Raw genomic sequence first — 11,430 nt, forward strand, 5'->3', positions numbered from 1 at the left:
GAGGGACTCGCCAAAGGCGAGAAGCCCGACAATAGGCCCTGCCCAGACGCTGTATCGCGTTATGAAATCAGCAGTCTGCTCGATCAGTTCTTCCACAAATCCCACCCGCGCAATGTTGCCAAGCTGCACTTAACGCATGAAATCGAGGTGGGAAGCAAGCCGTGCTGCAAACAGCATCGATCCTGCGCCAGACCGTTGGAAGTAAAGCTATTTAATGCATAGAGCTCACCAGAGTCCTGCCTTGATTCCGCAAATGCGCAGAAACAGGACCGGCAGCCCGGTCCATAGACTGGCACCCAGCGCGGCTATTGAAAGAATGGCGGAGGCGAGCCGGACGAAGTGACGCCCCTCCCCGTCACCGGCGCGCAGGCGCTGAAGGTAGCGGTAGACGATCCAGCCCTGGGCAGTCAGAACGACGGCAAGCAGGACGCCCAGCGCGATACGGGTGATGCCTGCATACTCGCCCGCCCGGACCCCAACGGCGCAGGCGAGCCCATGTCCGCCATAGAGCAGCACGAAACCAAGCGCCCAGACGACGAACGGCACGACGAGACCCAGCGTCTCCCTTGTCTGGCTGCTCTCCATCACGGCACTCCAACCAGCGGCATGGTGCAAATGAGCAGGACAAGAGCGATCGCGGTCGCGGCCGTGTACCGCCATAGCAGGTCGGGTATGCGCAGATCCTGACTGCGCACGGCGGAGACATACCCCCTGTTCTGGCGCAGCAGAGCAAAGCCCGAGCCCACCGAGGCCAGGAAACAGTGCAGTGCGCCATAGCCCGCCAGTGCCGCGACCACCGCACCATAGGCGTGCTCCTGAACGGGCGGGACCTGGAAGACAAGAAGGACGACGAAGCAGACAAGCGCTGCAAGCCCTGAGAGCGTTGCCGCGGCCAGCCAGAGGCCGACAGCAGCTGTGGCTCCACGCCGGTTGCCCGTCACGGCCTTCCGGCTGGCCCAAGCACCGCTCCCTAAGGCCAGCACCGTTATGAAAGGCAAAACCACACCCGGCTCGATCATCCGCGGCGGCGGCCAGCCGGGCGTGACCACCCACAAGAACAGATACCCAAACACCATATGCAGGAAAAAGGAGCCGTTGGTGACGAGCGCAAAGACCATGCCCCACCAGCCAATGGACCTGTGCGTGGCAAAATGCACCGGCAGGCTCAGCCCGTTGCCGACATCAACCGGTGCAGGATCGGTGCGCATGCCGGTCTGCCACAGCCAGCAAAGGGCGAGCATCACCGTTGCCGCCGCAAACAGACCCGCAGCCCAATAGGCGCTGAACAGGAAGGAGACAAAGAAGCCCCCCGTTGCGATGGCCGTGGCAAGAGGAAGATAGGTCGGGCCCGGCAGCAGGATCAACTGCTCCGGCCGGCCCGTGACTTCCTCAACACCCAGCGTCTCCCGCCAATCGTTGCGTCTGCCCGCAAGATATCCTGCGCCTGCTGCCATCGCCGCACCGAGCGAGGGGTCGTCGCGCAGCGGCTCACGGCTTCTCACCTCCGGCAGACTGGCAATATTGTAGCTCGGCACGGGCGTTGCCATGGCCCATTCCAATGTGCCCGCGCGCCAGGGATTGTGCTTTGCATGGGGGGCGAAGCGGCGCTGCACCAGAAGATCGAGAAGGACCATCGCAAAACCGACTGCCATGATGAAACCGCCGACCGAGGAGATCAGGTTCAGCCACCCCCAGCCCACGTCCGGCGCATAGGTATAGACCCGGCGCGGCATGCCAAGCAGTCCTGTCAGGTGCATCAGCAGAAAGGTCAGATTGAAGCCGATAAAGACAAGCCAGAATGCGGGCTTGCCAAGACCCTGGTCGGAACGGCGGCCGGTAACCTGTGGAAGCCAGTAATAAACGCCAGCCATGAAGGGAAACAGGAAGCCACCCACCAGCACGTAATGCAGGTGGGCAACGACGAAATGCGTGTCATGTACTTGCCAGTTGAATGGCACCACCGCGACCATGACGCCGGTCAGACCGCCGGCAACGAAGATGAAGAAGAAGCCCAAAATCCAGAGCATGGGCAATTCCAGCCGCGGCCGGCCTTTCAGCAGAGTGACAAGCCAGGAGAATATCTGCACGGCAGTCGGTATTACGACCAGCAGGCTGGCAGCCGAAAAGAATGCCAGCGAAAGGTGGGGGATGCCTGTGGCGAACATATGGTGCACCCAGAGGCCAAAACTGATGAAAGCCTGGGCAATGAGTGCAGCGACGATCCATGTATAGCCGGCGATCGGCCGCCCGGCGAACACCGGCAGAATGGTCGAGACCAGACCGGCAGCAGGCAGGAAGATGATGTAGACCTCCGGGTGGCCGAACAGCCAGAACAGATGCTGCCACAGCAAGGGATCGCCACCGCGGGTCGGGTCGAAAAACGGCAGACCGAAGGCCCGCTCCAGCTCCAGAAGGATCGAGCCGAGAATGAGCGGGGGAAAACCCACAAGCATCATCGCTGCCGTCACCCACATGTACCAGCAGAACAGCGGCATCTTGCCGAGCGACATGCCCGCCGTGCGCACCTTGAGCACCGTGACCATGAATTCGATCGCCGCACATACGGCAGAGATTTCAACAAAAGTAATGCCAAGCAGCCAGACATCAGAATTGATGCCTGGCGAGAACGGACGCGAGGCAAGCGGCGTGTACATGAACCAGCCGCTGTCGGGTGCAACCCCTGCAACGAGCGCCAGTATCATGATCATGCCACCAAAAAGGTAGCACCAGTATCCAAAGGCGCTGAGGCGCGGAAAAGCCAGATCGCGCGCGCCAAGCATTTTGGGCACCAGGTAGAGCGCCACCCCTTCGATGAGCGGAATGGCGAAGAGAAACATCATGATGCTGCCGTGCATGGTGAAAACCTGCCCGTATGCTGCAGCATCAAGAAAATGAGTCTCAGGTCCGGCCAGCTGTGCGCGGATAAGCATGGCCAGGACGCCGCCGATAAAGAAGAACACGAAGGCAGTGATGATGAACCTGAGGCCGATCACGCTGTGGTTGACTGCGGCCAGAAACCCGAAGCGGGTTGGCGGCGGGCTCCACAACGGCTCCAGCTCCCGGTGCAGCTCGAGAGCGGTTTCATGGCCCTCCTTCATTCTTTGACCCCCACCCAGCGCAGCACATAATCGATGATGTTCCGGACCGCCTCGCCAGCGGCGCCGCCGGGTCGCTCCTGAAGGGGAAACGCGTAGTTGCCCTGCAGGCCCTCTGCCTCCAGAAGCGCAGCCTTATAGGCACCGGCAGGGTGGGCCTCGACGACAAACGGCATGAGCGCATGGCCAACACCGCAGTATTCGGCGCACAGGCCATGGTAACGCCCCGGAGTATCGGCCTTCAGCGCGATGCGGTTCACTCGGCCGGGAATGGCATCGATTTTCCCGCCGAGGCGGGGCACCCAGAAGCTGTGAATGACATCCTCGCTCGTGACCTCCACATGGAAGGTCTCGCCGGCCCGAACGTGCAGTACCCCGGTACCGACCTTGCCGTCCGGATAGCCAAAGGTCCAGAACCACTGGCTGGCATGGGCGCGATAGACAGGCTTTGCTGTGTCGCCCCGGGACAGAAGGGACTCTCCTGTTGCAAAGGCGAAGATCATCAAAAGGCCCAGCACCACAAAGGGGAAGATCAGCCCCCAGCCGATCAGCACCTTCTTCTCGGACAGCTCATGCCCGATGCGGTTGTGCCGGAAGGCGTAAAGCGCGGTTGCCGTCACGCCGACAAGAATGAGCAGCGCGCCCGCCAGCATGACCCACCAGAGCAGGGATATATCGGCAGCGGCAGGTCCGCCTGGCTCCAGTGCGGAATAGGGTCCGGCGCAGCCGCCTGCGGCCAGGAGCATCAGCGAGCAACCGGCCCGGCTCGCCCGCGTTGAGGTTACATGGCAAAACTTGATGAAGCGCGTCACCTTGATGTGGGATCCCGGATCGCCATTGCAGGCCATCCCATCCACGCCATGCTTGTAACCTTTCCTATGGCACTGGTCGTCGGCACGCTTGGAGCGGATATATTCTGGTGGCTGACCGCTGATCCGTTCTTCGTGCGCCTGGGGCTGTGGACCAGCGGGTGGGGGTTTGTAATGGGCCTGCTCGCCGCTGTCGCTGGAACGGCTGAACTCCTGGCGGGGCCCGGCATTCGCAGACGCCCGCAGAGCTGGACCCATGCCGTGGTCGCCATGATGCTGCTGGCAACGGTGGGCGCCAACTGGGGCTTGAGGCTTTACGACCCTGAGGGCGCAGTTCTGCCGTGGGGCGCATTGCTGTCGCTGGGGGGCCTTCTCTACGTGGCCCTTGCCGGTTGGCACGGAGGCAAGCTGGTGTTTGAACATCAGATTGGCGTCACCGTCAGCGAGGATGAGCAGCAGGAGCAAGTGGAGGGGGCTCGGGCGGAGCAAGCAGACCGGGCTGGGTAAGCCACGATGGCAAACTGTCTGAGGGAATATCCGGTTTTGCCAGCACCAGCGCCAGTATTGCCAGGGCAGATACGAGGACCAGCCCCGTGATCAGAACGAGTTGCCGTGGCGGGGGCTGCGCCTCCTCGTCCGCCAGATGGGCGAGCAGATGGCCGTACTGCAGATGCCCGATCACCAGGACGCCGACGCCGATGAGTTTCAGGAACATCCACGGGTGCAGGGCATCGGCTATGAAGAACAGCGCTGTGCCCGCTCCGATGGCAATGAAGGCCATGGGCGAGACGAGCCCCATGTACACGAACCGGCTGGACATGCGGATACGGGCAAAGTCCTGACGGTCTTCCACACGGCGGTGCGCCAGCAGCATGGCAGGAAGATACAGCAGACCCGCCACCCAGATCGCAAGAGCGCCAATGTGCAGGAGCTTGAGCCACAGCAGCATTCCTCAAGCTGCCGCCTCTTGCACTTGCGCAAACCAGCGCCGCAGCAAGGGCAGCGCTGCGATGCCGTAGAGCGGCACGCTGGCAACCCACATGATAAGTCCGGCCAGTTGCTGGTCCTGCAGGGGCGACAGGCTGTAGAGCGCTGTCGTGAAGAAGTGCGGCGCGTACAGCGCGTCCGGCGCAAAGGTCAGAAGTGCGCCAAGCAAGCCCATCTGTGTCATGACCGTCGCCAGCGCCGCCACCTCACCGGACAGGGCGCGGCTTCGATACAGGGCGCTCCAGAACACCACGCCCGACCCCAGAAGGCTGAGCTGCATCAGCCAGTAGACAAGATCGCTGGAGAGGGCAGCTCCATAGGCCGCCGGCAGATGCCAGAACCAGAAGACAAGGGAATGCAGCGCCACCGCAGCGCCGGCGCCCGGAAAGCCCCGCCCGCGGATGGCATAGCCCAGAAGCGGGGCAACGATGGCCACCAGGACAATGTGGTGCAGCGAGCGAACGGCGAACAATCCCGAGCTTAGCGCACAGAGCGGGGAAATGAAGGCAATCGCAAGAATTGTCATTCCTGCCCGGAAGGCATTCCTTTGCGCGGGCGTCCCTTGGTTGTTTCGCTCCCAGAGAAATACTGTCAGCGCCAATACGGCGATGAGGACAGGATCCAGGTTCCAGCTTTGCCAGATTTCCCCTGCGACAGGTGCTGGCCCACAATAGGGCAGTCCATCGGCTGGCAATGCCCCGAGCATGCATCCCTCCTGTTACCGTCGAATTCGACATGGTTACGCTTCGGAAGCGAAAAAGTTGCCTGAGGTCGGCAATAATGATTGCACGCGGCAACCAGTCCGCCCGCTTAGACAAACCGCTCCCGAACAAGCGGAGCCTGACTTGCGCAGTGGAACGCCACAGGGTGCATAATTGTTGTGTCAGGAAGACAGCAAAACGGGCTCAGTTCATGCAAGGCTTGCGCATCCAAACCGACGATACGGCAGATCAGCTGGCAACGAGAGGCGCATCGGTGTTCGCAAGGTGACGACGGCGCAGATCCATTTCAAGGAAAAGTACTGCGAGGTTCGGGCGCGCAGCGCTGGATTGGCGGCAGCGTTGTCAGATGCGGATGCAACGGTACAGTCGATGCCCGACGCCAGCCCCGCCAAATGGCATCTTGCCCACACCACCTGGTTCTTCGAGACCTTCGTATTGCGCGATCATGTGCCGGGCTACCGCCTCTATGATGCAAACTACGGTTTTCTGTTCAACAGCTATTACGAAGCCGAAGGCGAACGCCATCCACGGGCGCGCCGAGGCATGCTGACCAGGCCTGACCTGGCAACCGTTCTCGCCTATCGAGCTCATGTCGATGAAGCAATCAAAGCTGCCCTCCCCGATCTGAGTCCCGACGTACTGCACCTGATCGAGCTGGGTCTCCACCATGAGCAACAGCATCAAGAACTGCTGCTCACCGACATTTTGCATCTGTTTGCCCAGAACCCTCTCCAACCCGTCTACGCCAGCCAAGCACCGTCACCTGCCGTCGCGGCCCCGCCCACTGGCTGGATCGAGCATGCAGGCGGCATCGTTCCAATCGGTCACTGCGGCGCAAGCTTCGCCTTTGACTGCGAGACTCCCCGCCATGACGTGCTGCTACAGCCCTTCTCTCTGTCCAGCCGGCTGGTGACCAACAGCGACTGGCTCGCTTTCATGGATGATGGAGGATACCGCCGACCGGCCCTCTGGCTTTCGGATGGCTGGGCCTGGGTACAAGCGGAAAGAATCAAAGCACCCCTCTACTGGCGATTAGAGGATGGCCGCTGGACCACTTTCACGCTGGCCGGCCGTCGGCCTGTCGATCCTGACGCACCGGTCACACACGTCAGCTACTATGAAGCAGATGCCTATGCGGCATGGGCCCGTGCGCGGCTGCCGCGCGAGGCCGAATGGGAAGCTGCAGCCCGCGACCATCCAGAGTTACCACAGCTTTACAACGCCTGCTGGCAGTGGACCGCCAGCGCCTACCTTCCTTACCCGGGCTTTCGACCCGCATCAGGGGCTGTTGGCGAATACAACGGCAAGTTCATGTCAGGACAGTTTGTGCTGCGGGGCGGATCCTGCGCCACGCCGGCTGGCCATTGCCGCGCCAGCTATCGCAACTTCTTCTATCCGCATCAGCGCTGGCAGTTCACTGGCGTGCGCTTGGCAAGGGATGCTGCATGATCGCAACTGCCGACACCGACTTCGCCCGTGCTGTTGTTGAAGGCCTGTCCCAGCACCCCCGGGTCATTCCCGCCCGATACTTCTATGACCGGCGCGGCTCGGAACTCTTCGAGGCAATCACGCGCCTGCCGGAATATTATCTGACACGCACGGAGGTGGCATTGCTGCGCCAGCATGGCCCTGATATCGCCCGCCTCACAGGCAAAGACAGGGTCCTTGTTGAATTTGGCTCAGGTTCCTCGGCAAAGACGCCGCTGCTGCTCGGGCCGGTCAACCCGATCGCCTACGTGCCGATCGACATCTCGGCAGACTATCTTTTTGATGCAGCCGAAGGCTTGGCCGCCATGCATCCAGGGCTTGCCGTGTTGCCGCTCGCTGGCGATTTTACGGCGTCACCGGCGTTGCCCGCCGCCGTTGCCGACGCCCCCAAGCTTGGTTTTTTTCCCGGCTCCACCATCGGCAACATGTCTCACCGCGCCGCCGTCCAGCTGCTCGGCGCATTTCGGGAAACATTGGGTGAGGAAGCATGCCTCGTCATTGGCATAGACACGCGCAAGGATCCGCGGCTGATCGAAGCTGCCTACAATGACGCTGCAGGAACCACGGCTGCTTTTAATCTGAACTTGCTGCACCGCATCAACCGAGAACTGGACGGGACGATACCAGTTTTCGCCTTCGAGCATCGTGCACTCTGGAACGATAGTCTGGGGCGGATCGAGATGCACCTGGTCGCGCGGGAGGCTGTTCGCTTTAAAGCCGCCGGGCACAGCTTCCACCTCCAGGCCGGTGAAAGCATCCACACCGAGAACAGCTATAAATATACCTTGCAGGAAGCCCGTCTGCTCGCCCGTGCCGCCGGTTGGGAGCCGCTCAACGTCTGGACAGACCCTGACGGTCTCTTTGCCCTGCACGTCTGGGCAGCAGAACCCAACCGGATCGAGACGTAACTCCGCCGCTAGAGGACTTCCCTATTGCCTTCTCGCAGCACCAGTACGCTGATCGTGGCATCTCGAATAATCGAGGCCGCGTTGGAGCCCAGCAGCCTGGAGGACAGCGACGGCAAGTGCGAGCCGATGATAATAAGGTCCGCATTGCGCTCGCGCGCTTCATCAAGCACTTCGGAAGCAACCGAGCCACGCCGGAGCGTCAGCGTCACACGCTCATCCGGCAAGCCAAGCCGGGCTTTCCAACCCTCGAGCTTGGTCATGCAGTCTTCCCGTTCCTTTGCATCGAACCCCGCCGGCAGCAATCCGGCGTAGGTTTTTGGCAAGTGAAACCGAACATAGAGCAGATGCACAGAACCGTTGCCTGCATCAGCAAGAAAACCTGCCCGCTGAAGTGCCCGTTCGGCATTGGTCGGATCATCAATGTCGACCGGAACGAGAATATTTTTAAACATGAACCGATATCCTTTCTGGAAGAGCGCCATCTACAGCACAGGCATCAAGGCGGGGCGCCTCAAAACAGGTACGCAGTTATAACGGACTAACTTTTTGATTGTTGCGGCAAGCTAGACGATCTCTGGACTTGAATTCCGGCCATCCCGCAAACTCAGAGTTTTGCCAGGATGGAGAACGCAATGAACAGGATCAATCCCACAGACAAGACGTAAAGGCTGAGGACGCCATAGGATTGGCTGAACATCTCATATCGTTTCATACCAGCTCTCCCGTCGCTGCCTTCGCTTCCAGGTTGGAGCCTGGCACGAGGAACGAGCCCCTGCATTGTTCCAGATCAATTCGCCACACCAATCGGCGTTATTCATTGTCCACAGTTTGACGGACAGAAAGAGCCCTTCTGAACAGTTATCCAGTCATGAAGGATTGGTGAATGTGGTCGCCTGCAAGTTTGTAGCCGAACAGGCGCTCCGACAAGGAAAGGGAGATGGCGGCAATGCTGGCTGAAGCTCACAAGTGCGACGCATCACATGGCCTGAGTGCTCAGTACATGCCCGGTTTTGGCAATCACTTTGCCACGGAGGCGGTGCCGGGGGCGCTGCCGGTGGGTCAGAACTCGCCCCAGCGGGTGCCCTTTGGGCTGTATGCCGAGCTGATCTCGGGCACGGCCTTTACCGCGCCGCGCCATGAGAACCGGCGCACCTGGATGTACCGCTTGCGCCCGACGGCAAGCCATGGGGCGTTTGTGCCCTATGGGCGCGAGAGCCTGCTGCGCTCTGGCCCGTTTGACGAGGTGCCGCCCCCGCCCAACCGGCTGCGCTGGGACCCGCTGCCCCTGCCCGCAGCGCCGACGGATTTCGTCGATGGCCTTATCACCTATGGCGGCAATGGCGACGTTGCGGCGGGCACGGGCCTGGCCATTCACCTCTATGCCGCCAACCGCTCGATGGAGACCCGGGTGTTCTTCTCGGCCGATGGCGAGCTTTTGATCGTGCCCCAGGAGGGCCGGCTGCGGCTGGAGACGGAGCTGGGCGTCCTGGAGGTCGAGCCCCAGCAGATCGCGCTGGTGCCGCGGGGCCTGCGCTTTCGCGTCGTGCTGCCGGACGGTCAGGCGGTGGGCTACGTCTGCGAGAACTACGGGGCGCTGTTCCGCCTGCCCGAGCTCGGGCCGATCGGCTCGAACGGCCTGGCCAACCCGCGCGACTTCGAGACGCCCGCGGCCTGGTTCGAGGACAGGGACGCGGCAACGGAGGTCATCCAGAAGTTCCAGGGTAAGCTGTGGACGACAAGCCTGCCGCACTCGCCGCTCGATGTGGTCGCCTGGCATGGCAATCTGGCGCCCTGCCGCTATGACCTGCGCCGCTTCAACACCTTGAATACGGTCAGCTTCGACCACCCCGACCCCAGCATCTTTACCGTGCTGACCGCGCCTTCGGACACGCCCGGGGTCGCCAACTGCGACTTCGTGATCTTTCCGCCGCGCTGGATGGTGGCCGAGCACAGCTTCCGCCCGCCCTGGTTCCACCGCAATGTGATGAACGAGTTCATGGGGCTGATCCACGGCGCCTATGATGCCAAGGCGGGCGGCTTCCTGCCGGGCGGGGCTTCGCTCCACAACCAGATGTCCGGCCACGGACCCGACCGGGCCAGCTATGACAAGGCGGTCAACGCCGAGCTTGCACCGCACAAGATCGAGAACACCCTGGCCTTCATGTTCGAGAGCCGCAGCGTCATTCGCCCGACCCGCTGGGCACTGGAGACCGAGCTGCTGCAATCCGATTACGACGCCTGCTGGGGCGACTTTGAAAAGGCAAGACTGCACCCATGACGACTGACATCGACGAGACCCACGACCCGGCGCTCACCTCCTGGGTGGCGTCGGCCAATGGCCATGCCGACTTTCCCATCCAGAACCTGCCGCTGGGCGTGTTCAGCCCGCCCAACGAGGCCCCGCGCGGGGGCATCGCCATTGGCGACAGCATTCTCGACCTGCTGGGCGCGGCGGCGGACGGACTGTTCGAGGGCGAGGCGCTGACGGCGGCGCAAGGCGCTACAGGCCCCGCGCTCAACCCGCTCCTGGCGCTGGGCGCCGGGCCGCGGCGCGCGCTTCGCCGCCGCGTCTCGGCCCTGCTCGCCGCAGGCAGCCCTGAGCGCGAGAAGGTCGCGCCGCACCTGTACCCGGCGTCTGCGTGCACGCTGCACCTGCCGGCACAGATCGGCGACTACACCGACTTTTACGCCGGCATTCACCATGCGGTGAACGTTGGGCGGGTGTTCCGGCCGGACAACCCGCTCCTGCCCAACTACAAGCATGTGCCGATCGGCTACCATGGCCGGGCCTCCTCCATCCGCCCCTCGGGCACGCCGGTGCGCCGCCCCAACGGCCAGCGCAAGGGTCCGCAGGACGAGGCGCCCAGCTTCGGCCCCGCCCGCCGGCTCGACTATGAGCTCGAGCTGGGCATCTGGGTCGGCCCCGGCAACGCGCTGGGCGAGCCGATCGACATTGCCCAGGCCAGCACCCATATCGCCGGGCTGTGCTTGCTCAACGACTGGTCGGCGCGCGATCTGCAGGCATGGGAATACCAGCCGCTGGGGCCCTTCCTCGCCAAGAACTTCCTCAGCACCGTCTCGCCGTGGATCATCACCGCCGAGGCGCTGGCCCCGTTCCGCATCGCCCAGCCGGCGCGCCCCGAAGGCGATCCCCGGCCTTTGCCCTACCTCTGGGACGAGGCCGACCAGCAGACGGGCGCCTTTGCCCTCCGGCTCGAGGTCTACCTGTTCTCGGCCGAGATGCGCCGCCAGGGCCTGCCGCCGCTGCGCCTCAGCCAGGGCGAGGCCCGGCATATGTACTGGACCGCCGCCCAGCTGCTCACCCACCATGCCTCCAACGGCTGCAACCTCCAGCCCGGCGACCTGCTCGGCACCGGCACGATCTCGGCGCCGACCGAGGACGGCTTTGGCAGCCTGCTCG

Annotated in this window: 11 protein-coding genes; 5 read left to right on the forward strand and 6 right to left on the reverse strand. The window is 62.6% G+C overall.

Going from position 1 to position 11,430, the window contains the following annotated elements:
• Positions 1-225 precede the first annotated feature (225 nt).
• Genes VIG90_RS15840 through VIG90_RS15850 form a run of 3 tightly spaced genes read right to left on the reverse strand, consistent with a single transcriptional unit; the run spans position 226 to position 3,841 of the window.
• On the reverse strand, positions 226-585 hold the full coding sequence (locus VIG90_RS15840; protein WP_331594487.1) for a hypothetical protein: 360 nt from the start codon (positions 583-585) through the stop codon (positions 226-228).
• A complete protein-coding gene (gene ctaD, locus VIG90_RS15845) occupies positions 585-3,098 on the reverse strand; it encodes a cytochrome c oxidase subunit I (protein WP_331594488.1) in 2,514 nt (837 codons plus the stop codon). The genes VIG90_RS15840 and ctaD overlap by 1 nt, the downstream gene beginning before the upstream one ends.
• Positions 3,095-3,841 (reverse strand): cytochrome B, encoded by a 747-nt coding sequence (locus tag VIG90_RS15850; protein WP_331594489.1) that lies wholly within the window; start codon positions 3,839-3,841, stop codon positions 3,095-3,097. The genes ctaD and VIG90_RS15850 overlap by 4 nt, the downstream gene beginning before the upstream one ends.
• 39 nt (positions 3,842-3,880) lie before the next feature.
• Here VIG90_RS15850 and VIG90_RS15855 point away from each other — a divergent pair, with 39 nt between their 5' ends.
• Positions 3,881-4,411 (forward strand): DUF2231 domain-containing protein, encoded by a 531-nt coding sequence (locus VIG90_RS15855; RefSeq protein WP_331594490.1) that lies wholly within the window; start codon positions 3,881-3,883, stop codon positions 4,409-4,411.
• On the opposite strand, the gene VIG90_RS15860 is transcribed toward VIG90_RS15855, so the two are convergent.
• Together VIG90_RS15860 and VIG90_RS15865 are read right to left on the reverse strand one after the other, a co-directional pair.
• Positions 4,344-4,853: a CopD family protein gene (locus tag VIG90_RS15860; protein ID WP_331594491.1), complete on the reverse strand. Its 510-nt coding sequence runs from the start codon at positions 4,851-4,853 to the stop codon at positions 4,344-4,346. The genes VIG90_RS15855 and VIG90_RS15860 overlap by 68 nt on opposite strands.
• Before the next feature lie 3 nt (positions 4,854-4,856).
• Positions 4,857-5,597: a cytochrome c oxidase assembly protein gene (locus VIG90_RS15865; RefSeq protein WP_331594492.1), complete on the reverse strand. Its 741-nt coding sequence runs from the start codon at positions 5,595-5,597 to the stop codon at positions 4,857-4,859.
• 295 nt (positions 5,598-5,892) lie between these two features.
• Between VIG90_RS15865 and egtB the strand changes: the two genes are divergently transcribed.
• Positions 5,893-7,062 carry an ergothioneine biosynthesis protein EgtB gene (egtB, locus tag VIG90_RS15870; protein WP_331594495.1) on the forward strand — a complete coding sequence of 390 codons (1,170 nt, stop codon included), beginning with the start codon at positions 5,893-5,895 and terminating at the stop codon, positions 7,060-7,062.
• Entirely contained in the window at positions 7,059-8,009 is a 951-nt protein-coding gene (gene egtD / locus VIG90_RS15875) for an L-histidine N(alpha)-methyltransferase (protein ID WP_331594496.1), read from the forward strand. The genes egtB and egtD overlap by 4 nt, the downstream gene beginning before the upstream one ends.
• Before the next feature lie 8 nt (positions 8,010-8,017).
• On the opposite strand, the gene VIG90_RS15880 is transcribed toward egtD, so the two are convergent.
• Entirely contained in the window at positions 8,018-8,461 is a 444-nt protein-coding gene (locus VIG90_RS15880) for a universal stress protein (protein ID WP_331594493.1), read from the reverse strand.
• 548 nt (positions 8,462-9,009) lie between these two features.
• Here VIG90_RS15880 and hmgA point away from each other — a divergent pair.
• Together hmgA and fahA are read left to right on the forward strand one after the other, a co-directional pair.
• Positions 9,010-10,287: a homogentisate 1,2-dioxygenase gene (gene hmgA, locus VIG90_RS15885; RefSeq protein WP_331594497.1), complete on the forward strand. Its 1,278-nt coding sequence runs from the start codon at positions 9,010-9,012 to the stop codon at positions 10,285-10,287.
• Positions 10,284-11,430 (forward strand): fumarylacetoacetase (gene fahA, locus VIG90_RS15890; RefSeq protein WP_331594494.1); only part of this gene is annotated, 1,147 nt, incomplete at its 3' end. The genes hmgA and fahA, both read left to right, overlap by 4 nt.

It is taken from the genome of Pedomonas sp. (assembly GCF_036515995.1).
In the GTDB taxonomy this organism is placed as follows: Bacteria; Pseudomonadota; Alphaproteobacteria; order Sphingomonadales; family Sphingomonadaceae; genus Pedomonas.

Bases quoted from the DNA above. Each gene is read 5' to 3' on its own strand.
- VIG90_RS15860 (WP_331594491.1), bottom strand. From the start codon at position 4,853: ATGCTGCTGTGGCTCAAGCTCCTGCACATTGGCGCTCTTGCGATCTGG.
- VIG90_RS15855 (WP_331594490.1), top strand. From the start codon at position 3,881: ATGGCAAAACTTGATGAAGCGCGTCACCTTGATGTGGGATCCCGGATC.
- VIG90_RS15880 (WP_331594493.1), bottom strand. From the start codon at position 8,461: ATGTTTAAAAATATTCTCGTTCCGGTCGACATTGATGATCCGACCAAT.
- VIG90_RS15850 (WP_331594489.1), bottom strand. From the start codon at position 3,841: ATGCTCCTGGCCGCAGGCGGCTGCGCCGGACCCTATTCCGCACTGGAG.
- egtD (WP_331594496.1), top strand. From the start codon at position 7,059: ATGATCGCAACTGCCGACACCGACTTCGCCCGTGCTGTTGTTGAAGGC.
- VIG90_RS15840 (WP_331594487.1), bottom strand. From the start codon at position 585: ATGGAGAGCAGCCAGACAAGGGAGACGCTGGGTCTCGTCGTGCCGTTC.
- VIG90_RS15865 (WP_331594492.1), bottom strand. From the start codon at position 5,597: ATGCTCGGGGCATTGCCAGCCGATGGACTGCCCTATTGTGGGCCAGCA.
- ctaD (WP_331594488.1), bottom strand. From the start codon at position 3,098: ATGAAGGAGGGCCATGAAACCGCTCTCGAGCTGCACCGGGAGCTGGAG.
- hmgA (WP_331594497.1), top strand. From the start codon at position 9,010: ATGCCCGGTTTTGGCAATCACTTTGCCACGGAGGCGGTGCCGGGGGCG.